Below are 22,280 nucleotides of genomic sequence, written 5' to 3' on the forward strand. Positions count from 1 at the left end.
GGTTGGGTCTACTTGGCTCGCCCGAAACGGAACGCGGTGAGCTTGCGCACCGTCGACAGTGTCGACTCGGTGCGGGCGAACGACAGCAAGGCCATGCCGGGAATCTCGAAGCGCTGTCGCGCGATCGAGTGCGGCCGGGTGAACCCGAGCAGGCCCGCGGCGCCGTGGATGCGGCCGATGCCGGACTCGCCGACGCCACCGAAGGGCAGCGCCGGGATCGCCGCGTAGGCGGCCGGGCTGTTCACCGAGGTCGCGCCCGCACGCAGCTTGCGGGCGATCTCCATGCCGCGCTTGCGCGAGAACACCGACGATGCGAGCCCGTATTCGGAGGCGTTGGCCAGCTCGATCGCCTCCTCGACATTGCGCACCGCGCGCACGGTGAGCGTGGGACCGAAGGTCTCCTCGCGGACCGCCGCGGAGCCCTCGGGCACGTCGAGCAGCACGATCGGGCGAACGAACGGCGCCTTGATCGACTCGGGACCGCCCACCAGCGCGGTGCCGCCCTTGGCCAGCGCGTCCTCGAGGTGGCCTGCGATCACGTCGACCTGGCTCGGCAGCGTCATCGGGCCGTAGGAGGCATCCGGACCCGAGCCCGGCGTCAGGCCTTCGACCCGCCGGGTGAGCTCGGCCAGGAACTCGTCGAGCACCGACGCCACGACGTAGCAGCGCTCGGTGCCCACGCAGGTCTGGCCGGAGTTCGCCATGGCCGACCAGGCGATCGCGTCGGCGGCCGCGGCCACATCGGCGTCCTCGGCCACGATCGCCGCGTCCTTGCCGCCGCACTCGAGCACCACCGGGGTGAGCCGCTGCGCCGCGGCGGCCATGATCCGCTTGCCGGTGGCGGTCGAGCCGGTGAAGGCCACCATGTCCACACCGGACTCCACCAGGGCCCGGCCGGTGTCGCCCGGGCCGGTCACCACGGTGAGGATGCCGTCGGGCAGGTCGGGGTTCGCCTTGGCGAAGGCGGCGGCGAACCAGTGGCCGACACCGGTGGTCAGCTCACTGGGCTTGAACACGACGGTGTTGCCCGCGGCCAGCGCGTACGCGATCGAGCCGTTGGGCGTGTAGACCGGGTAGTTCCACGGGCCGATCACGCCGACCACGCCGTGCGGACGCTGCTCGATCACGGCCTCGTGATTGGCCATCATCAGGCCCGGCCACACCTTCTTCGGCCCGAGCACCTTCTGCGCGTTCTCGGCCGCCCACGCGAGGTGTTCGACGGCGGTGATCACCTCGAGGTAGGCGTCGTCGGCCGTCTTGCCGTTCTCGGCGCTGATCAGCGCGCAGAACTCCTCGGCGTGGTTGACCAGGTGCGCGCCCCACCGCAGCAGCGCGCGTTTGCGATCCTTGAATCCGAGTTCCCGCCAGGTGTCCGCAGCCCGTCGCGCCAGGGCGACGGCGGCGCCGACGCTGTCGGCGTCGTCGATCGGCCAGCTGCCGACCTGCTCACCGGTCGCCGGGTTGGTCGTCACCAACATCGGCACGGAAACAGTTGCGGTAGTGGGGGTTTCGGTCATCCTCGACCATCCTTCAAGTAGCCCGGTGGCGGTATTGCGACACTCCGGCCGCACAGGTCGTCCGGAGATCCGGCGGCCCGCGCGACCTATTGACACGGTATGTCAGCGGCCGCTAAGTTAATCGTGATTCTCATTAAGTTAATCACGATTCTCGCCGGTTGCAAAGAGCCGTTCAGGTTTTCATCGCTACCGGCGAGAATCGTCGAATCCGGAGGGAGAGCGCGATGCTGCGCACCCGATTCACCGAGGCATTCGGTGTCGAGCACCCCATCGTGCAGGGCGGGATGATGTGGGTCGGCCGAGCCGAACTCGCCGCCGCCGTCTCGGAGGCGGGTGGCCTCGGCATCATCACGGGTCTGACCCAGCCGACGCCGCAGGCGCTGCGGGAGGAGATCGCCAGGACCAGGGATCTCACCGACAAGCCGTTCGGGGTGAATCTGACGATCCTGCCGTCCATCACTCCCCCGCCATACGAGGAGTACCGGCAGGCGATCATCGACGGCGGGGTCCCGATCGTGGAGATCGCGGGCGGCAATCCGGCCACCCACCTGCCCTTCCTCAAGGATGCCGGGATCAAGGTGCTGCACAAGTGCACCAGCGTCAAGCACGCGCTCAAGGCGCAGCAGGTCGGCGTCGACGGCGTGAGCATCGACGGTTTCGAATGCGCCGGTCACCCCGGCGAGAACGACACGCCCGGGCTGGTGCTGATCCCCGCCGCGGCGCGTGAGCTCGAGATCCCGATGATCGCCTCGGGCGGCATCGCCGACGCCCGCGGCCTGGTCGCCGCGATGGCGCTGGGGGCGGACGGGGTGAACATGGGCACGCGGTTCCTGTGCACCGTCGAGTCGCCGATCGCGCACTCGGTCAAGGAGAAGATCGTCGCCAATACCGAGCTCGACACCAAGCTGATCTTCCGGACCATGAACAACACCGCCCGGGTCGCCGACAATGCCGTCAGCCGCCAGGTCGTCGAGATCGAGCGCGGCGGCGGCACCTTCGCCGATGTGCGTGATCTCGTCGCGGGTGCGCGCGGGCGCAAGGTCTACGAGGACGGCGACGTCGACGCGGGAATCTGGAGCGTCGGCCAATGTCAGGGCCTGATCCACGACATCCCCACCTGCGGCGACCTCGTCGCGCGGATCGTGCGCGAGGCCGAGGCCCTCATCGCGGGCCGGCTGGCGGGCACGATCGTCGAGGCGGTGGCGCGATGAGTGAGAGCCTGCACGTCGACTCCGAACACGGCGTCGTGCGCATCACGATCGATCGCCAGGCCAGGATGAACGCGATCGACCTCGCGACCATGGCCGAACTGTCCGCGGCGATCACGGCGGCCGCCGACGAGCCGAGCACGCGGGTGATCGTGCTGACCGGCGCGGGCAAGGCCTTCTGCACCGGCGCCGACCTCGCCGCCGCGGCCGCCTCGGGCGGCAACGAGGCGACGCCGGAGGTGGTGATGGACACCGCCAACGGCGTGATCCGCGCGATCGTCGACTCCCCGTTGCCGGTGATCGCCCAGATCAACGGGCCCGCCGCTGGTGTCGGCACCTCGATCGCCCTGGCCGCCGACCTGATCTATGCCGCCGACAGCACCTACCTGTTGCTGCCGTTCACCTCCATCGGCCTGATGCCCGACGGTGGCGCGACCGCGTTGGTTGCGGCCGCGATGGGACGGGCGCGGGCCGCGGAGATGGCGCTTCTCGGTGGCCGCCTGCCCGCGGGAGAGGCCGCCGCGGCGGGCCTGATCACCGCGAGCGTGCCCGCCGAGGAACTCACCGACCACGTCGACACCATCGCCGCCAAGCTCGCGATCGGGCCGCGGCGCGCGCTGCAGCTGACCAAGGCCGCGATCAACGCGGCGACCCTGTCCGAACTCGACAGCGCGCTCACACGGGAGAAGGACGGGCAGGTCGAACTGCTGACCTCCGCCGACTTCCTGGAGGGGATGACCGCGATGTTGACCCGCCGCGCCCCGCATTTCGCCGGCGCTCCCCGCCCGATCGCCGACCCGGCCTAGTTCCCCTCGAGGAGACGACGATGTCCACCGCCGCAGAACCGATGCGCTCGCGACGCAATCACTGGATGAACCAGATCGCGATCCACGCCACCACCATCCCCGACGCGCCCGCGCTGCGCTACCTCGGCAAGACCACCACCTGGCGGGAACTGCACGAGCGGGTCGGCAAGCTCGCCGACGCGCTCGCCCGGCGCGGTGTCGGCCCCGGTGATCGCGTGCTGATCCTGATGCTGAACAACACCGAGTACATCGAATCGGTGTTCGCCATCAATACTCTCGGCGCGATCGCGGTGCCGGTGAACTTCCGGCTCACCCCGCCCGAGATCGCCTATCTGGTCACCGACAGCGGCGCGACCGCCATCATCACCGAGGCGATGTTCGCACCGCTGGTCACCGCGGTGGCGGACCAGACCGGTGGCCTGGACACCCGCATCGTGGTCGGCGTCGGCACGTGCGAGGGCCTGCTCGGCTACGACGACCTGCTGGCCGAGGAGGGCGAGCCGCACGAGCCGCTCGACGTCGCCGAGGACACCGCCGCCCTGATCATGTACACCTCCGGCACGACCGGAAACCCCAAGGGCGCGGTGCTGACCCACCTCAACATGAATTCCCAGGCGCTGACCTGCATCCGGGCCATGCGCTACAGCGCCGACGACATCGCCTTCTGCGCCTCGCCGCTGTTCCACATCGCCGGATTGGGTTCCATCGCATCCTGTTTCGTGCTCGGCGCGCTGACGGTGATCCATCCGCTCAAGGCCTTCGACGCCACCGAGGTCCTCGACGCGTGGGAACGCGAACGCGCCACCTCGGTGTTCCTGGTTCCGGCCCAGTGGCAGATCGTCTGCGCCGATCCCTCGGTGCCGCAACGTGATCTGCGTCTGCGGGTGATCAGCTGGGGCGCCGCGCCCGCCTCGGACACGGTGCTGCGCGCCATGGCCGAGACCTTTCCCGACGCCCTCAACGTGGCGGTCTTCGGCCAGACCGAGATGTCGCCGATCACCTGCGTGCTCGACGGCGAGGACGCGATCCGCAAGCTGGGTTCGGTCGGCAAGCCGATCCCGACCATCGCCACCCGGATCGTCGACGACGAGATGAACGATGTCGCCCCCGGCGAGATCGGCGAAATCGTCTATCGCGGACCGACCTTGATGCGCGAGTACTGGAACAACCCGCGCGCCACCGCCGACGCGTTCGCCGGCGGCTGGTTCCACTCCGGAGATCTGGTCCGCCGGGACGACGAGGGGTTCGTCTACGTCGTCGACCGGAAGAAGGACATGATCATCTCCGGCGGCGAGAACATCTACTGCGCCGAGGTCGAGAACGTCCTGTTCGCCCACCCCCGCATCCGCGAGGCCGCGGTGATCGGCCGCGCCGACGACAAGTGGGGCGAGGTGCCGGTCGCGATCATCGCCGTGGAGGACGACGCCGAGATCGACCTGGCCGAGCTGGAACCGCACCTCAACGCCCATCTCGCCCGCTACAAGCACCCGAAGGCACTCGTCGTGGTCGACACCCTGCCGCGCAACGCGGGCGGCAAGGTGGTCAAGCACGAACTGCGCAAGCTGCACGGCTCCGCGCCCGCGGTCAGCGGCTGAGGAACTCCTCGATCGCGGGCCAGGTGGTCTCGGCGGCGGCCGCGCTCGCGACCAGGCCGAGGTGGCCGCCCGTCACCTCCACGAACCGTGCTTCGGCGGCATTCGGCAGGACGTCGATGCCGCGTCGCACGGCGGTGGCGGGCACCACCATGTCGGTGCGGCTGCCTACCAGCAGCACCCGGCAGGTCACCTTGGCCAGCTCGATCACCAGGTCCGAACGCAACCGGATCGAGCCGCTCGCGAGTTCGTTGCGCACGACCAGGCTGCGGTAGATCTGCCAGTACGAGCGGCCGGGGTAGCCGGGCATGCTGGACATGAAGCGGTCCGTCGCCTCCATCCGGGCCAGCGCCTCGGTGTCCAAGGCGTTGCGGGCCAGGAACATCGGCCGGGCGAGTTCCCGGTCGAAGGCCTGCAACCGGAAGCCCAGCTGGACGAATTCCTGCGGGATGCCACCCATGAGCCGGGTGGCCAGCGCCATCTCGCGGCCGCCGGTGATCCGGCCCGCCAGGCGCAGCGGCTGCAACAGCGGGGTGCGGGCCTGGTCGATCGGGGTGGCCAGGCCGGTGATCGAGGCGATCGGCAGGTCGGGGTGGGCGGCCGAGGTGAGCAGTGCCATCGCGCCGCCGAGGGACCAGCCGATGATGTCGATCGGGCCGTCGTGCTCGTGGGCGATCCGCAGGATGGCCTCGGGCAGGATGTCGTGCGTCCAGTCCTCGAGCCCGAGATCGCGGTCGGCGTAACCGAATCGGCCGTAGTCGATGACATACGGCTGCCTGCCCTGGTCGAGCAGAAAACGCACCAGGCTCTGTCCAGGCCGCAGGTCGAAGCACGACGGTGTCACCGCCAGCGGCGGCACGAGCAGGACCGGATTGCCGGTCGCCGGAGTCGTGCGGTCATACCGCTTCAGGTGCCGGTGCTCGCCCTCGTAGACGGTCGTCGATGGCGCGGGCCGATACGGCTCGAGCCCACCCCCGAACGACACTGACCACACATTGCGCACCGCGCGCCGCGCGTCGGCAACGATCGCCACCACCACATTCCCCTTCACTTCACCACGGCTGCCAGAAGGCAGTTGTCACCAGTTCGAGTCGTCAGGCCGCACGGCGGGCGGCGTCGGCCTGCCCGCTGCGATGGGGCCGGGTCGCGGAGCCGGTCAGCGGCCGCGCGAAGAGCACCTGTGCGGCGGCGCGAGCGAGACCGGCCAGGCCGCGGCGGCCCGCGGGCAGGCCGAGCACGCTCCACACGGTCTGCGTCTGTGACGGCGTGACGGTCTCCCCGGCGAACCGGTCGGCCAGCCAGTTCAGGCTCAGCGGCGTCGACAACGCGAGCAGCGTGATGTGTTCGCTGAGCCGGTCACGCAGGTAGGTGACGTGCGCTCCGTGCCCGCGATAGCGGTCGACCAGCGCGTCGATATCGGCGGTCGCGATGATCTGGTCGTGCACGGCCTGCACGACCAGCAGTGGCACGGCCGGTGCCCTGGTACCCAGTTCGGCGTCGGCGAAGACGGCGGCCATGTCCGCGAGGGCGAGCAGCTCGGCGATCGGGACGGAGGTGTGCCGGTCGACGTCGTAGCGCGCCAGACGCAGGACCGTGCCACCGGTGGTCGAGCGCGCGGCCTTGTCGAGCACGGCCTTGCCCGCTTCGTCGACAACACTGTCGATGACGGCGTCGAACGCCGGATACACCCGGCGCAGCGCGGCGACGACCAGGGTCGGCAGCCCGGCGTGCAGGCTGCCGTTGAGCCGGTGGAACGTGGACACCAGATCACCGACGGGCGAGCCGAGCACCGCACCGGCGATGTCGAGTTCGGGGGCGTAGGAGGGCGCCATCTCGGCGGCCCACGAGGTCGCGAGGCCACCACCGGAGTAGCCCCACAGCCCGACCTGAGCCCGCGGATCGAGGCCGAGCGGTTCGAACGACAGCGCCGCGCGGACGCCGTCGAGCGTGCGGTAGCCGGGTTCACGCGGGGCGCCCCACGCGCCCAGCATGCCCTCGTGATCCGGGACGGAGATGGCCCAGCCCCTGGTCAGCGCGTCGACGGAGCACAGGAGTTCGACGTGGGCGAAGGTGCCGATGGCGCGCGAGCCCTTCTGCAGCGCATAGGACGGGAACCCGCGCGAGGACACCGCGTCGATGGCGCATTGGAACGACAGCAGCGGCGTCTGCGAGCCTGCGCCCGCGGGCGCGATCACGGTCGTCACCGAGGCGTCGGGTTTGCCGTTGAGGTCGTTCGTGCGGTACAGCAACTGCCACGCGGTCACCTTCAGCGGGATCACCCCGAAGGCGGCCAGCTCGACCGGACGCCACCGCAGGACCGTGCCCTCGGCGAGCTGCTCGAACCCGGCCCGTGGCTGATAGAACGGGTCGTTGTCGGGCAGCGTCGCGAAGGCGGGCGCCGGCCAGCTCTCGGTACGCGAGCGGGCGGGATCGGCAGTCAACGTGTCACTCCAGGGGACAGCGCGCGGGCGCGCGGGACAGGGAAAACGGGCCGGTCGCGGTGACCGGCCCGTCGGGGCGGATCGTGGCCGGTCAGGCGGCTCTGCGCGCGGGCTCGCTGCGGTAGCGCGAGGCCGGGCCGTCGATGCCGAGCAGGCGCCAGGTGAGCTTGGCGAGCGGGTTCATCATCCCGGTGCCCTCCACCAGCGCCCGCACATCGGCGAACACGTCACGCTTCGTCGCCTGCGATTCCGGGCTGCCCCAGTAGGCCTCCCGCATCACCTCGTCCGGAATGCCGAACTTGTCCACGAACTGCTTCGGCGGCGTCGCGATCATGTCGAGCATCACGCGCATGGCGATCGGGAACGCCACCGAGAGCACGGTTTTCGTGATCGGGTTCATCGAGGGCACGTTCTTGCGCAGATACTCGTGCGCGAAGGAGATATGCCGCGCTTCCTCGGCCACATGGATCTGCATGACCCGGTGCACCATCGGATGCATGTCCACCCCGCCGCGCAGCAGCGACTTCTGCAGGTGGTCGATCGGCTCCTCGCCGCCGAGGATCATCGTGAAGAACAGCTCGGGGAAGTACTTCACCGCAGGCCAGATGGCCATCGTCAGCTTGCGGTCGATCGAGCCCATGCCGATCACATCGCGGTAGCCGATCCGGTTGATCATCTCCTGGAACATCATCGTGTGGTTGCACTCTTCGGCAGCCTCATGGGTGACGTACCGGAACTCCGGATCGCCGTTGGGCACCGAGACCAGATACTGCATCAGCCCACGGATCAGCAGCTGCTCGAAATCCAGGCCGACCTTGGCGATCCCGGCCTGACGCCACATGCCCATGGCGATCTGCTTGTCGACCGGCTGCGCCTTGTACCAGGGGTGACGACCCAGCGGGTCCTCCTCGGGCATGATCCAGCGCGGATCGTCGGAATACACGGCGAATTCCGGCGAATCCCAGTCGATGTCGACATACGGATCGAAGTGTTTGGTCACGGACCCTTCGGACAGGTTCCGCAGGATCTCGTGGTATCCGGGTTCCCCCGGACGCTTGGCGGCAGTGGACAGCGTCATCGATGTCTCCTCAGTACGGTGCTCCACCCAGTTTAGTGGTACCTGCGGTACCACACAAGAGTTGGCGCTACTAAGTGTTACACCTATCTCGCCATCGGCCTAAACGAGCGACTTGCCCTTCGCCCTGCGCGCCCGCATATCGGCGAGCAGCCGCGGGAACGGCTGCGCGCGCCACTCGGCGGGCAGCACCGCGAGCACCCCGCCGATACCCCGCATGACCAGCTCGAACACCCGCTGCCGACGCGGGCTCCAGGCCAGCCCGAGGGCGTCGCGGAACTGCTGCGGGAGGTATCCCGTGACGAAGAACCGGTTGATCCGCCGTCCGGTGATGCGGATGGGCCACGGCTGCGGCCCGAGGTCCACGATGTGCTCGAGCAGGTAGCCGCGGACCTCGTCGTCGAGGGACAGCTCACCGAGCATCGAGTCCCAGTAGCGGGCGAAGGCGGCGCGATCGGCGGGCCACATCTCGGCCGGCACCTGCAGCGTCGTACCGAATCGCGCCGAATCCCGGTACAACTCGTCGGCGAACGTCTCGTCCAGTTCGCCGAACAGGAACTGCAGCGAATCGAGCGTGCCGCGGTAGATGCAGGCGGCCACCCACAGCTGCAGCCTCGGGTCGAACGCGTTGTATTTCACCGGGCCACCGGGCCGGTTGCGCACCTGCCGATGCGAGGTGCCGACCGCCTCCTTGAAGGCCGCCCTGTCCTCGTCGGTGCCGAGCATCGCGACCGCGAGATAGGTCAGCGTGGTCCGGCCGCGTTTGCCGGGATTCGTTGCATAGCTACCGGATTCGACCGTGCTCTCCACCACGCCCCGGCCGACCGGAAGCAGGCTCAGCTGCATGACCACATTGGCCGGTCCGCCCAGGATCGCACCGGCCCCGGTGAGGTAGCGACGCCTGCGCGCAGGGTCGTCGTCGACGGGGTTCTGCGGGTGCGATGTCGCGGCAGGCTGAGACATGGCGGACCTCCGAGAGAGTGAGAGACTATCTAATTCAGACTCTCACCCCGTCGGCGTCGAATGCAAGCCCATGCCGCCATCCAACCAGCAGAACCAGACTTCACATAAGCCATCGGGTTCATGAGATTTACCTAATCACATGCGAGAATATACAGTAACTTACTGCTTGCGCGAGGCGGCCCGGCTATGCCAACATCACCACGATGAGCACGGCATCGAGTCTGCGAGCGGGCCCGCTCCTGCGGCGTCACCTCGGCGATCGGCGATTCCTGCTGATGCTGCCGCGGGCGGTCGGCCTGCAGGTGCTGCACCCGGTCATCGCGCCGGCGCTGCTCGAGCACGCGCCCAACCGCCTCTGGCTGCACAAGAAGCGCAGCGTCTCGCAGATGATCTACCTGGCCTACACCGGGCGTCCGGCGGATTCGGTGATCCGCTTCGCCCACGAACACGTGAAGGGCGTCGACGACCGGGCACAGCGCTATCACGCGCTGCACCCCGAGGTGTTCCTGTTCCAGCACGCCACCTATGTCGAGACGCTGATGACCGCGGCCGACGTGTTCGGCCCACCGCTCACAACCGACGGACGCGAGCAGCTCTATCAGGAGTGCTGCGCCTGGTACCGGACCTACGGGGTCAGCGATCGACTGCTCCCGCCGACCTGGCCCGCGTTCACCGAGTACTTCGCCGATGCCTGCGCGACACAGCTGCGGCACGGTCCCGCCGCGACCGAGCTACGGCACCAGGTCCTGCGACCGGACGAATGGATCGTGCGGCGCCTGCCCGCGGGCGCCGCACGCGCGATGCAGCACCCCCGCGCCGTCGAGTTGTTCGGCATCCGGTCACGCCCGGCCGACGCCGCAGCGCTGCGCGCCGTCGCGGTCACCGCCCGCGCCGGATACTCGCTGGCGCCCCGGCGAATTCGCTACGTATCGCAGGCAAGGCTCGGACCGGTGAGATGAGGCGTGGCCGCCGGCTCGGTGAGCCGGCGGCCACGTCCCCTGTTCCCCCGGGGTCAGATGATCGCCTTGTGCTTGCGGATCCGGCGACGCACGTCGGCCATCATCGCGTTCGTTCCGGCGAACCGGATGAACCTCGGGATGAACCGGTTGACGAATCCGACGAACAGGAACAGATTCTCGAAGCGCCGCTGATCGGATTCGCTCCACTCCACGCCCATCTCCTCGCGGAAATGCGGCGGCAGGAAGCCCGAGGTCAGGAACCGGAGCAGGCCACCCAACAGCACCCGCAGGTACCACTGGATCATCCGCAGGTGCAGCAGGTCGTCGATGTAGGCGCGAAAATCGTCGTCGCACACCACCTGTCGGCACGCCTCGACCCAGTACGCGTCGAAGTCGGCGTGCGTCTTGGGCCACATGTCGGGATGCACCTGCAAGGTGGTGCCGAAGGTGTCGGCGCCCTGGTAGAAGTGCTCGAGCTCCTCCGGCGTCATCTTGCCCCACAGCAGCTGATGGGTGTCCTCGTAGCCGATGTAGATCGCCGCCGCCACATACAACTGCAGGTTGCGGTCGAAGGCGTTGTACTTGACCTTCGAATCCGGCCCCGACCTGACCTGCCGATGGGCGACGTTCACCGCTTCGCGCATCGCCCGCTTCTCCTCCTCGGAGCCGAGCACCGCGACCGCCAGATAGGACGCGGTGGTACGCAACCGCTTCCACGGATGCACCATCAGCGCACCCGATTCGACCTTGCTCTCCATCACCCCCGCCGCGACCCCGCGGTGCGCGAACTGCATCGCGACATTCGCCGCGGCACCGGCGAATGCCCAGAAGTCGAGCGCGTCGGCGATGTGCGCGGGCCGTTTGCGCGGCGAGCGGCGACGGTCCGGGATGTGGATACGCACCCGCTCGAGCGTCAGCGGCGGGTGGATCGTCGCCTCCGGACGAGGGGCGTGACCAGATTCCTCGGCCACATACATCTCGCTGGTCGGGTCGCCGTAGTCGGGTTCTCCAGGCTTCGCTGCCGTGGTCATCCGGTCTTCCTCTCCTGACACGTCCGCACGGACGTCACAGCCGTTCGATGATCGTCGCGTTGGCCATGCCACCTGCCTCGCACATGGTCTGCAGGCCGTAGCGGCCACCGGTCTGTTCGAGGTGGTTGACCATCGTGGCGAGCAGTCGCGTGCCCGACCCACCCAGCGGGTGACCCAGGGCGATCGCGCCGCCGCGCGGGTTCACCCGGTCCGGATCGGCGCCGAGTTCGTGCTGCCAGACCAGCGGTACGGGCGCGAACGCCTCGTTCACCTCGAAGGTGTCGATGTCGTCGACCGTCAGCGAGACCCGTTCCAGCGCTTTGCGGGTCGCCGGGACGACCGCGGTCAGCATGAGTGTCGGGTCGTCGCCCGCGACGGCGAACGAGTGGAATCGAGCGCGCGGGGTCAGCCCCAGCTTCGCCGCCATACGCTCGCTCATGATGAGTGCCGCCGAGGCGCCGTCGGTCAGTGGCGAGGAGTTGCCTGCGGTCACCGACCAGTTGATCTCCGGGAACCGTTCCAGGAAGGCGGGATCGGTGAAGGCGGGACGCAGGTTCGCCAGTCCCTCGACGGTGGTTCCCGGCCGGATCGTCTCGTCCTTGTCGAGCTCCCCCGCGGCCGTCAGCTCGGCGTCGAAACCACCGGCCGCCGCGGTGGCCGCTGCCAGCCGGTGCGAGCGGGCCGCGAACTCGTCGAGCGTGGTGCGGTCCAATTTCCATCGGGCAGCGATGATTTCGGCGGCGATGCCCTGGCCGATCAGCCCGGCCGGGTACCGCGCCGCGAGCGGGCCACGCAGCGCGTCCTTGCCCTGGGCGTTGGAGAACATCGGCGCCCGGCTCATCGACTCGACACCGCAGGCGATCGCCACGTCGTAGGCGCCGGCGAGCACACCCTGCGCCGCGAAGTGCACGGCCTGCTGACTCGAGCCGCACTGCCGGTCGACCGTGGTGGCGGGCACCGACTCCGGGAAACCAGCCGCAAGCACGGCCGTGCGGGTGATGTTGCTCGACTGCTCACCGCTCTGCGTGACGCACCCGCCGATCACATCGTCGACCAGCGCCGGGTCGATCCCGGTGCGCTCGACCAGATCGGCCAGCACGCCTGCCAGCAGGGTGGCCGGATGCACCGACGACAACCCTCCGCCTGCTTTACCCCGCCCCGACGGCGTACGGACAACATCGACGATGACCGCGGACATCATGATCCTCCTGCACAACCGCCGACCCTCGGCGGCTCAACGCATTAAGTTAATCACTATTCCGGCAGATTTCATCGATGTTTCCACTACTAGATGCGTGGTAGACCACGTTCAGCACCGCATGTTACCGTCAATTCCGCATCAAGCCGGTGGGTCGGGACGTGATGCGCATGCCGCGTCGGCGCCGGGCAACGCAGCCGGGCGCCGACGCGGACATCATCGAGACCCCCGCCGAACACCGCAGGACGATACTCGCGCGATTTTGCTCACACCAGAGAGAATCCGTAGTAACTTAGCGATGTCGATCACCGCGGTTGCTTGCGAACCATCCAGAATTGCAGCGCATTCACTGGCCGATCGATCGCCGAACACCGAGCCATAGCCAGAATGCTTGGAAACATCATCGGAAGGAACATCGGTACCCCATGTTGCGACGGCTGGACAGACTACTCAGCTACGAGATGAAGGTCTCCGAGTTCCTCGGCACCCTGATCATCATCGGCATCCCGTACGGACTCGTCGGAGTCGTCTGGACCCTCACGCACACCGCTCATCTGCGCAATCTCCACGGCGTCGACCTGGTCATCTCGTTCCTCGGGTCGATCGTGTGCTGGCCGGTGCTCACCTTCGCGAATGTGACGATGACCTGATGATGGCGCTGGTCTGGGTCATCGACATCGTGGTGACCGTCGTCAAGATTCTGGGCGGCCGGACACAGGTCAATCCGGTTCTCCGCGTGGGCATGTGGGTCGCGCTGCTGTGCGTCGTCGCCGTCGGCATCGCCGGCGTCGCCGGATTCGTCATCCTCCTCGAACGCTGGCTGAGCACGCTGTAGAGCAGCCGCGAACCCCACGCGCAGCAAGAAAGGACCGGTGCAGCGTGAGCTCCACCCAGCATCCACCGGCGGGCACAGCGCCGCCGGGACCGGCCACCGCACCGTCCGAGGTCGGCCGGATCGCCGACAGCGTCTCCGGGCTCTGGCAACGCCACCCCCAGCAATCAGTCGAAACCCTGGGCAGGCAGGTCCTGCTCGGCAGGGCCGCGATCGTGCAGCTGTTCCTGTCGATCGTGCAGCGACGCTTCCCGTTCCAGGAGTTCGTCCGCCAGTGCGCCTTCATGGCCAACGTCTCGGCCGTGCCGACCGCGTTCGTAGCGATTCCGGTCGCGGTCGTCGTGTCCATCCAGGTCGGCGCGCTGGTCAACCAGGTCGGCGCCACCACTTTCATCGGTGCCGTGGCCGGGCTCGGCATCATCCGCCAGGGCGCGCCGCTGGTGACCTCGCTGATGATCGCGGGCGCGGTCGGCTCGGCCATCTGCGCCGACCTCGGCTCACGCACGATCCGGGAGGAGATCGACGCCATGAAGGTGATGGGCGTCGATCCGGTACGCAGGCTGGTCGCCCCGCGACTGGCCGCGGCGGTCCTGGTGAGCATGCTGCTGTGCGGGTTCATCGTGTTCGTCGGTTTCGCGACCGCGTACATGTTCAACGTCTACGCCCAGCGCGGCACCCCCGGCTCGTTCATCAGCTCCTTCGCCTCCTTCGCCGTCGCCAACGATCTGCTCGTCGCGCTGGTGAAGGCGGCGATCTTCGGTGTACTCACCGCGATCATCGCCTGCGACACCGGGTTGCACACCAAGGGCGGCCCGGGCGGGGTCGCGAACGCAGTCAACTCGGCGGTCGTCACCTCGGCGCTGATGTTGTTCGCCACCAACATCATCATCACCCAGCTCTACAACACGCTGTTTCCCGCGAAGGTGGTCTGACGTGGCTGCCGAATACATTCCGCCCGCGCTGCGTCCGGTCCATGCCGTCAGCGCGGCCGCCAAGATCCCAGTCCAGGCGAACCAGCGCATCGGCCACCAGGCCATCGTCTTCTTCCAGGCCCTGATCGCCATCCCGTTCACCCTGCGCCACTATCGCAAGGAGGTCGCGCGCCTGGTCGCCGACGTCGGCTGGGGCAACGGCTCGGTGATCGTCGGCGGCGGCACCGTCGGTGTCGTCGTCGTGCTGTGTGCCTTCGGCGGCATCACGGTCGGCATGGAGTCCTACTCCGCGCTCAACCTGCTGACGATGGGCCCGCTCACCGGCGCGATCTCGGGATTCGCCACCACCCGCGAGATCGCGCCGATCCTGGCGACGCTCGCCTTCGCGATCCAGTCCGGCTGCCGGTTCACCGCGCAGCTCGGTTCGATGCGGATCTCCGAGGAGATCGACGCGCTGGAATCGATCGCCATCCGGCCGCTGCCCTACCTGGTGACCACCCGGATGATCGCGGCCACCGTCACCATCGTGCCGCTCTACACGATGGGCCTCGCGGTGTCCTACCTCGCCACCAAGCTGTCGGTGCTGGTCCTGGGCGGAACCACCGCGGGCACCTACGACCACTACTTCTTCCAGTTCCTGGTCGGCGGGGACCTGTTCTTCTCGCTGTTCAAGGTGGTGGTGTTCGTCCTGCTCGCCGCCTTCATCCAGTGCTACTACGGTTTCGTCGCCTCCGGCGGACCCGAAGGTGTCGGGGTCGCGGCCGGCCGGGCCATCAAAATGGTCATCGTCGTGATGGTCTTCACCAATCTGTTTCTCACCCTTGCTATCTGGGGCATCGACCCCGGATTCCGGATTTCGGGATAGGTCGCATGATTCTCGATCCCAGTGGGCGCGGCCCCAGACCCGTCCAGCTCACGCTCGCGGGGCTGGCGGTGATCACCGCGTTCGCGGTCGCGCTGTATCTGCTCGCACTGCGCTACAACGGCGAGTTCGAGGACACCGTGGTGGTCGGTGCCGACCTCACCAGCACCGGCGACGGGCTACCCCAGCGCGCCGACGTCAAATTCCGCGGCATGGTCGTCGGCGCCGTCGCCTCCGTGGAGATGGTCGCCAAAGGCGAACGCCAGCACGCCACCCTCGAATTGAAACCCGGACTGGCCGAGACGATCCCGGACACAGTGACCGCGCGCGTTGTCCCCGACAACATCTTCGGCGTCTCCTCCATCCAGCTCGTCGACAACGGCGGCACCGCCACCGGCCTGCGTGCGGGCGCCATCATCGCGGAGGACACCAGCGAGGCGACGATCCAGCTGCAGTCCACCCTCAACACCTTGCGCGATGTGCTCGACAACATCCAGCCCGAGAAGCTCGGCCGGGTACTGGCCACCCTCTCGGCGGCACTGGACCCGAATTCCCGGGTACCCGGTTCCACCATCGAGCGCCTCGACCAGTGGCTCACCGCGGTGCATCAGATTCCCGAGATCGGCGACCTGCTGGGCAACCTCGGCCGCGCCACCACGGCACTGAGCCAGTCGGCGCCGGAACTGGTCGGCGTGCTGGCGGACTCGGTCACCTCGGCCCGCACCCTCAACGAACACCGGGCCCAGTTGGTGGAGCTGCTGGTGCAGGGCAACACCGCGATCGACTCGGTGAACGCGCTCTTCGCCGCGAACCCCGATTCCGGCAAGGAGCTCGTCGCTGGTCTGGACGGGCTCTTCGGCGGCATCGCCAAGGATCCCGGCGCACTGCAGTCGACGGCGGCCAACCTCAACGCCTCGATCCAGAAACTGCAGCAGACATTCACTTTCGGCCCGCGCAGGCAGATGGCCTGGCGCCTGAATGTCTCGTTCACGCCGTTCCAGCAGTACACCGCGCAGGACTGCCCGCGCTACGGCGAGATGACCGGTCCCCGCTGCGGCGGTCCGACGGTGCCGGAGGTGGCGCCGCCGCAGGAATACCCGGACAGCATGATTCCGCGGCGGCTGGAGTCGGCCGGGCCCGCCCCGGTGGTGCCCACGCTGCCGATCCCGGGTCTGCCCACGCTGCCCGAGGTCACCGGGCCGACGCTGCCCGGGCTTCCCATGATCCCCGGCCTGCCCGCCATTCCGGGCATCACCGCGCCCGCGGCGGCCGTCGATCCGGCCCCCGCCGGCACGCCCGCGGCGCAGTCGCGCTCACTCACCGGGATCGCCGCGGTGTCCGCGATCGTCGGCGGCGCGCCGAACTTCACCCAGCTGCTGCTGCTCGGGTCGATCCTGGGCAACCTGCCACTCGTCCCCGCTACCGAAGGTGGTGTCCAACAATGAAATACACCAAGGCAGCAGTCGGTTTCAGCTTGTTCGTCGTGCTCGCCACGGTGCTCACCTACACGATCTGGTCCACCCTGCAGCGCACCGTCCCCGGCGACACCGACAACTACTCCGCCGTGTTCACCGATGTGCTCGGCCTGCGGGTGGGCGATGACGTCCGGATGGCCGGTGTCCGGGTGGGACGGGTCGAGGCGATCGACTTCGACGACAACTACACAGCCAGGGTCGATTTCCGGATCCAGTCCCGCCAGCACCTCACCGACACCACCAAAGCGCTGGTGCGGTATCAGAATCTGATCGGCCAGCGCTACATCGCGCTGGCGCCCGGCGCCGAAGCGGGCGCGACGGTGCCGGCCGGCCACCAGATTCCGCTGGCGAACACCGAACCGTCCTTCGACGTCTCGGCCCTGCTGTCGGGCTTCGAACCGCTGTTCAGTGTGTTGCAGCCCGATCAGATCAATTCGCTGTCCGAGACGCTGATCCAGGCGTTGCAGGGCAACGAGGTGTCGCTGTCGGCGCTGATCACCCAGGCCGCCGAGCTGGCCGGTACCTTCGGGGCGCGCGATCAGATCCTCGGCGACGTGCTCACCAATCTCAGCAGTGTGCTGGCCGGTCTGGCCAACCGCAGCGGCGAGCTGGAAACCCTGATCACCCAGACCCGCAGCCTCATGGACGGCTTCTACGCCGAAGGCAAGTCGCTCGCGAGCTCGGTCGAACGGGTGTCCGGGGCGACGAACTCGCTGGTCTCGCTCATCGGGCAGGTTCAGCCCGGCGTGGCCGAGGCCCAGCGCAACGCGACCACCGGGGTGATGATGCTGCTCTACAACGGCGCCGCCCTCGATCGCGGCGCGGTCGAACTTCCCGACTTCCTCAACGGTGTCGCCCGATTCACCGGCTATGGCGCCTACGGCAACGCCTACTTCTGTGGTCTCGACGTCTCCCTGTGGGGCGTCCTGCTCCCCGAAGGCCTGTTCTCGCAGGTCGGCGGCAATTCACATTCGGGGGTGTGCCGATGAACCGGCCACGTGTACCAGAATTCCTGCGTGGCAACCGCCAGCTACGGCTCGGACTGATCGCCGCGTTCACCGTGGTGCTGTTGCTGGGCGGGTCGAGCGTGCTGTCCCGGGTCCAGCTGGGCGACACGACCGTTCACGCCGAATTCGCCCAGGCGGCCGGTCTGCGCCCCGGCGCGACCGTGGACATCTCCGGGATCGAGGTGGGCGAGGTTCAGGAGGTGAAGCTGGTCGACGACAAGGTCGACGTGGCCCTGCGTATCCGCGACGACATCCGCCTCGGCCCCAACGCGCAGGCATCGATCGAGATGTCGACCATTCTCGGCAGATTGCACATCGACCTGCATCCCGGCGACGGAAAGGGACTGCCGGACAACCGTATTCGGATCGAGAACACCACGGTCCCCTACAACCTGAGCAAGGTCATCCGGGACCCGCAGTACAGTTCCTCGTTCGAGCGGATCGAACGCATCGACCCCCAGAAACTGCGCACCGCTCTCGACGTCCTCACCCAGCAGCTGGGCGACTCCCCCGCCATGGCGGTCCAGGCGCTCGACAGCATCGGGGCGCTGGCCCAGGTTGTCAACAGCAGGCGCGACGAGGTCGACACCTTGTTGAAGAGCATGGATCAGGTCTCGCAACTGGTTTCCGACAACCGCAACAGCGTGCTCGTGCTGCTGACCAGGGGCGAGGCGATCGGCACCGCGGTGCAGCAACGGCAGACCCTGCTCACCCAATTGCTCGACAACGTCGCGGCGATGTCGCGGTTGCTGCAGGAGATGGGCATCGAGAACAACGGTGAGCTCGCCCCGCTGATCCAGAACCTGAACACCATGGCCGACGGCCTGACCAAGAACAAGGAGAACCTGGACCGGATCTATGAGATCGCCCCGGTGACCTTGCGCCAGTTCAACAACGTGCTGGGCAACGGACCCTATGGCGATATCTGGGCGCCGTGGCTCTTTCCGGACAACTGGCTGTGCTTCGCGCAGGCCGTGCAGGGGTGCAACTGATGACATTCACTCGCAGAAACAAGCTCGCGGCGGTGTGCCTGGCCGCCGCGCTGGTATCGGGCTGCTCACTGCTGCCCGACAGTGTGACCCGATTCGGCGATCAGGTGCTGAGCGAGCGCAAGCGGATCAGCGCCGACTTCGAGAACGTGGCAGGCCTGTACGCGGGAAACGAGGTCGCGGTGCTCGGGGTGCCGGTCGGCGTGGTCGATTCGGTGACCCCGCGCGGCAGCTACGTCGAGGTGGTGATGTCAGTCGACCGCGAGGTGCGAATTCCCGCGGATGCGATGGCGGCGCTGGTGTCACCGCAGTTGATCACCAATCGGCACGTCGAGCTGGCACCGGCCTACACCGGGTCGGGTCCCGAACTCGCCGACGGCGCGCATCTGCCGCTGACCCGCACCAGGACACCGGTCGAACTCGACCGGATCCTGGCGAATTTCGATCAGCTGGGCGAGGCGCTGAAGGGCGACAACCAGTCCGGTCCGATGGCCAGCCGGGTGCTGTACCCGCTGCTCGACGGCAACGGTGACCGGCTGCGTAAGACGCTCGACGAACTCTCGGCGGCCTTCGAGCTCACCTTCGCCAACAAGGATCAGATCTCCAACACCATCGTGAAGCTCGGCGAGATCACCCAGATCATCGCCGAGAACGATCAGACCGTCCGCGATTTCAGCGGCCGCCTCACCGAGCTGATCGCCCTGTTCGGTCAGCAGTCCCCCGGCCTGCAAGCGGTGCTGGCCCAGCTCGACGACTTCATCACCAATACCTCCTCGGTGGTCGGTCAGAACGAGGACCAGCTGGCGGGCGCGGTGACCAAGTTCGTCGCGATCGCGGCCCAGATGCGCGCCAACGCACGCAATCTCACCGAGGTCATCGACGTCGGTCCGCTGATGTTCCAGAACTTCGACAATGCCATCAGCCGCGAACACCAGGCCCTGCGCCTGCACGGTCTGCTCGACAAGGTGATCCTCGACGGCGAGGCGCTGTCGCTGTTCTGTGAGCGGGTCCAGATGCGTCTGGACGGTTGCCGGACCGGCAAGATCTCCGACATGGGCCCCGACTTCGGGTTGACCGCCGCGCTGCTGGGACTGACGAAATGAACCTGCGCTCCACCACCGCCGCGGTCCTGTGCACGGTCGCCGTGGCCTCCACCAGTTCCTGCGGTCTGACCGTGGCCGAGCTGCCGATGCCCGAGCCCGGCATCGGCGGTCCCGGCTACACCGTGCACGCCACCTTCCGTGACGCGCTCAATCTGCCCGACCGAGCGCATGTGAAGATCGGCGGCACCGATATCGGTGTGGTCACCGGCATTTCGACCACCTCGTTCCTGGCCGATGTCGAGATGCTGATCCGCGAGGACATCCAGTTGCCCGCGGGTACCACCGTCGAACTGCGCCAGGCGACCCCGCTGGGCGACATCTTCGTCGCCATGACACTGCCCAGCGCCGACCAGGCCGGACCGCCGTTGCGCGAGGGCGCGACCATCGGCACCGAGCACACTGCCTCGGCAGCCTCGGTCGAGCAGCTGATGATGTCGATCTCGATGCTCATCAACGGCGGCGGGCTCAACCAGGCGGCAAGGGCCACCGCCGAACTCAACTCCATCTTCGCCGGCAAGGCCCCGCAGTTGCAGCATCTGATCGGCGAGATGACCGCGGTCGTCGCCGCGCTCAACGCGCGCACCGGCGATCTGGACGCCACCCTGTCCGGGCTGTCGGTGCTGACCGGCGAACTGGCCAGGCGCAAAACCGAACTCGGCGCTGCCGCCGACAGCTTCCCGCAGTTGATCGGGTTGTTCGCCGAGAACAATCGGGCCATCGTCGACCTGATCAACAAGCTGGCGGTGACCACCGACGCGCTCGGCGATTTCAGCACCTCCAACGGCCCGCAATTCGTGAGCCTATTCCAGAGCGTGCAGAACCTGATGTCGGGGTTCTCGCAGATGGGCGACGATCTCACCGGCGCGCTCGAGGGATTCCATCAGATGTATCCGCACGTGATGGACAGCCTGCGCGGCCCGAACCTGGCCGTCGGCGGAACCCTGTCCTACCTCGACATCGGCGCGCTGAGCGATCCGACGGGCAGCCGCTGGCCGGAGACGGGTGACGTGCCGATGTTCCTCGGCAGCATCGTCGAGGTGATCGCCAAGGTCACCGGTCGCCTCAACAGCACGCCACAACCCCCGGCGCAGAAGGGACCCCGATGAATTCACCGTTGTGGCAATGGCTGGTACGCCGCCGCGTCGCGGTCGCCAATCTCGGTCTGATCGTGGTGCTCGTGCTGGGCAGCCTGTATCTGGGCGGTGCGGTCCTGCGGATCGACCCGACCAGGTCCGACTTCGCGGTCACCGTGCACCTGGCGACCTCCGGCGGGCTCACCGTGGGCAGCGATGTGACCTTCCGCGGCGTCCGGGTCGGCCGGGTCGACGACGTGCGGGTCGCCGGCGACGGGATCGCCGCGGTCGCGCAGATCTCCGACGATGTCCAGATTCCGGTCGGCGGCACGGTGGCGGTCGCCCGGTTGTCCGCGGCAGGCGAGCAGTACCTGGATTTTCGGCCCGTGTCGGAATCCGGCCCCTTCCTGCGCGACGGCGCGGTGATCGACCGTGCCTCGACGGCGGTGCCGGTGCAGATGCAGTCGGTGCTCGGCAATCTGGGCGGTCTGGTCGGCGGCATGAATCCCGAACGGCTCACCGTGATCGTCGACGAACTCGACAAGGCGCTGGCAGGCGGGCCCGACGGCTTGCGCAACATGATCTCCGGGATCAGCAGGGCGATGGCCGGACTCACCGACCTGCTCCCCCAGACCGAGCACCTGCTGCGCAACCTCGAGGTCATCGCCGCAACGACCGCGCACGCGCAACCGGACCTGGGCACCGTCACCCAGGCGGGTAGCGCCCTGTTCCAGCAGTTCACCGCCGCCGACGCCGAACTGCGCCACCTGCTCGAGCAGGGTCCGGGACAGCTCGCCACCCTTGGCGGTTTCATCTCTCGCACCCAGAACCCGATCACCGATCTGGTGACCAACTTCGTGGCCATCACCCGGGCGGCCAAGCTACGCCAGCCCGCCATCGAGGTGCTGTTCCCCTCGCTGAGCCGTTTCGCGGAAGCAGTCGGCGTCCCCGCTCATCACAACGCCTACTACACCCTCGTCGATCCGTGGCCGCGCCCGACGTGTGACTACGAGACCATCCCGACCGTGCCGACCACCCCCACTACCGACACCAGGGTGCGGCTCTACAACTACTGCGTCACCGACAATCCCGCCCTGCAGATCCGCGGTTCGGCCAACGCGCCGCGACCGGCGGGCCCTGACAACGGAGCGGGCCCGCCGCCCGGCGTGACCGGCAACGAACTGTCCCAGCCCGCAGTGCCAGCACCCCGTTGAGGA

Annotated in this window: 21 protein-coding genes; 14 read left to right on the top strand and 7 right to left on the bottom strand. The window is 67.9% G+C overall.

Features of this window, described 5'->3' with window-relative positions:
* Nucleotides 1-8: 8 nt before the first annotated feature.
* Nucleotides 9-1,517, bottom strand: coding sequence for an aldehyde dehydrogenase family protein (locus IEY60_RS27460; protein ID WP_229740176.1), 1,509 nt, complete (start codon nt 1,515-1,517; stop codon nt 9-11).
* Between the two features lie 206 nt (nt 1,518-1,723).
* On the opposite strand from IEY60_RS27460, the gene IEY60_RS27465 reads away from it, so the two are divergent.
* Genes IEY60_RS27465 through fadD5 form a run of 3 tightly spaced genes read left to right on the top strand, consistent with a single transcriptional unit; the run spans nt 1,724 to nt 5,126 of the window.
* Nucleotides 1,724-2,728, top strand: coding sequence for an NAD(P)H-dependent flavin oxidoreductase (locus tag IEY60_RS27465; RefSeq protein WP_505828948.1), 1,005 nt, complete (start codon nt 1,724-1,726; stop codon nt 2,726-2,728).
* Nucleotides 2,725-3,531, top strand: coding sequence for an enoyl-CoA hydratase-related protein (locus tag IEY60_RS27470; RefSeq protein WP_189033396.1), 807 nt, complete (start codon nt 2,725-2,727; stop codon nt 3,529-3,531). The genes IEY60_RS27465 and IEY60_RS27470 overlap by 4 nt, the downstream gene beginning before the upstream one ends.
* A gap of 20 nt (nt 3,532-3,551) precedes the next feature.
* Nucleotides 3,552-5,126 (top strand): fatty-acid--CoA ligase FadD5, encoded by a 1,575-nt coding sequence (fadD5, locus tag IEY60_RS27475; protein ID WP_189033397.1) that lies wholly within the window; start codon nt 3,552-3,554, stop codon nt 5,124-5,126.
* Here fadD5 and IEY60_RS27480 read toward each other — a convergent pair.
* From IEY60_RS27480 to IEY60_RS27495, 4 genes are all read right to left on the bottom strand, one after another.
* Entirely contained in the window at nt 5,116-6,159 is a 1,044-nt protein-coding gene (locus tag IEY60_RS27480) for an alpha/beta fold hydrolase (protein WP_308426134.1), read from the bottom strand. The genes fadD5 and IEY60_RS27480 overlap by 11 nt on opposite strands.
* A gap of 58 nt (nt 6,160-6,217) precedes the next feature.
* Complete coding sequence (locus tag IEY60_RS27485) at nt 6,218-7,564, bottom strand: lipase family protein (RefSeq protein WP_189033398.1); 1,347 nt, start codon at nt 7,562-7,564, stop codon at nt 6,218-6,220.
* 91 nt (nt 7,565-7,655) lie between these two features.
* Nucleotides 7,656-8,642, bottom strand: coding sequence for an AurF N-oxygenase family protein (locus IEY60_RS27490; RefSeq protein ID WP_189033399.1), 987 nt, complete (start codon nt 8,640-8,642; stop codon nt 7,656-7,658).
* A 99-nt stretch (nt 8,643-8,741) separates the two neighbouring features.
* The gene (locus IEY60_RS27495; RefSeq protein WP_189033400.1) at nt 8,742-9,602 is read right to left on the bottom strand and encodes an oxygenase MpaB family protein; all 861 of its coding nucleotides are present in this window, start codon (nt 9,600-9,602) and stop codon (nt 8,742-8,744) included.
* Between the two features lie 203 nt (nt 9,603-9,805).
* Here IEY60_RS27495 and IEY60_RS27500 point away from each other — a divergent pair, with 203 nt between their 5' ends.
* Nucleotides 9,806-10,561, top strand: a complete 756-nt coding sequence (locus IEY60_RS27500; RefSeq protein WP_189033401.1) for an oxygenase MpaB family protein — start codon at nt 9,806-9,808, stop codon at nt 10,559-10,561.
* 53 nt (nt 10,562-10,614) lie between these two features.
* Here the strand turns inward: IEY60_RS27500 and IEY60_RS27505 are convergent, their stop codons facing one another.
* Together IEY60_RS27505 and IEY60_RS27510 are read right to left on the bottom strand one after the other, a co-directional pair.
* The gene (locus IEY60_RS27505) at nt 10,615-11,538 is read right to left on the bottom strand and encodes an oxygenase MpaB family protein (protein WP_373291776.1); all 924 of its coding nucleotides are present in this window, start codon (nt 11,536-11,538) and stop codon (nt 10,615-10,617) included.
* An 88-nt stretch (nt 11,539-11,626) separates the two neighbouring features.
* Nucleotides 11,627-12,793, bottom strand: coding sequence for a thiolase family protein (locus tag IEY60_RS27510; RefSeq protein WP_189033403.1), 1,167 nt, complete (start codon nt 12,791-12,793; stop codon nt 11,627-11,629).
* A 422-nt stretch (nt 12,794-13,215) separates the two neighbouring features.
* Here IEY60_RS27510 and IEY60_RS27515 point away from each other — a divergent pair, with 422 nt between their 5' ends.
* From IEY60_RS27515 to IEY60_RS27560, 10 genes are all read left to right on the top strand, one after another.
* Nucleotides 13,216-13,440, top strand: coding sequence for a hypothetical protein (locus tag IEY60_RS27515; protein ID WP_189033404.1), 225 nt, complete (start codon nt 13,216-13,218; stop codon nt 13,438-13,440).
* On the top strand, nt 13,440-13,625 hold the full coding sequence (locus IEY60_RS27520) for a hypothetical protein (protein ID WP_189033405.1): 186 nt from the start codon (nt 13,440-13,442) through the stop codon (nt 13,623-13,625). The genes IEY60_RS27515 and IEY60_RS27520 overlap by 1 nt, the downstream gene beginning before the upstream one ends.
* A 119-nt stretch (nt 13,626-13,744) precedes the next feature.
* Nucleotides 13,745-14,554: an MlaE family ABC transporter permease gene (locus IEY60_RS27525; RefSeq protein ID WP_229740196.1), complete on the top strand. Its 810-nt coding sequence runs from the start codon at nt 13,745-13,747 to the stop codon at nt 14,552-14,554.
* 1 nt (nt 14,555) lies between these two features.
* On the top strand, nt 14,556-15,419 hold the full coding sequence (locus tag IEY60_RS27530; RefSeq protein WP_189033407.1) for an ABC transporter permease: 864 nt from the start codon (nt 14,556-14,558) through the stop codon (nt 15,417-15,419).
* Between the two features lie 5 nt (nt 15,420-15,424).
* Complete coding sequence (locus tag IEY60_RS27535; protein WP_189033408.1) at nt 15,425-16,861, top strand: MCE family protein; 1,437 nt, start codon at nt 15,425-15,427, stop codon at nt 16,859-16,861.
* Nucleotides 16,858-17,880, top strand: coding sequence for an MCE family protein (locus IEY60_RS27540; RefSeq protein ID WP_189033409.1), 1,023 nt, complete (start codon nt 16,858-16,860; stop codon nt 17,878-17,880). The genes IEY60_RS27535 and IEY60_RS27540 overlap by 4 nt, the downstream gene beginning before the upstream one ends.
* Entirely contained in the window at nt 17,877-18,890 is a 1,014-nt protein-coding gene (locus IEY60_RS27545; protein ID WP_189033410.1) for an MlaD family protein, read from the top strand. The genes IEY60_RS27540 and IEY60_RS27545 overlap by 4 nt, the downstream gene beginning before the upstream one ends.
* On the top strand, nt 18,890-19,990 hold the full coding sequence (locus IEY60_RS27550; RefSeq protein WP_189033411.1) for an MCE family protein: 1,101 nt from the start codon (nt 18,890-18,892) through the stop codon (nt 19,988-19,990). The genes IEY60_RS27545 and IEY60_RS27550 overlap by 1 nt, the downstream gene beginning before the upstream one ends.
* Nucleotides 19,987-21,096, top strand: coding sequence for an MCE family protein (locus tag IEY60_RS27555; RefSeq protein ID WP_189033412.1), 1,110 nt, complete (start codon nt 19,987-19,989; stop codon nt 21,094-21,096). Before IEY60_RS27550 ends, IEY60_RS27555 begins: the two co-directional genes overlap by 4 nt.
* Nucleotides 21,093-22,277 (top strand): MCE family protein, encoded by a 1,185-nt coding sequence (locus tag IEY60_RS27560; RefSeq protein WP_189033413.1) that lies wholly within the window; start codon nt 21,093-21,095, stop codon nt 22,275-22,277. The genes IEY60_RS27555 and IEY60_RS27560 overlap by 4 nt, the downstream gene beginning before the upstream one ends.
* The last annotated feature ends 3 nt before the right edge of the window (nt 22,278-22,280 follow it).

It is taken from the genome of Nocardia rhizosphaerihabitans (assembly GCF_014646295.1).
Lineage (GTDB): Bacteria > Actinomycetota > Actinomycetes > Mycobacteriales > Mycobacteriaceae > Nocardia > Nocardia rhizosphaerihabitans.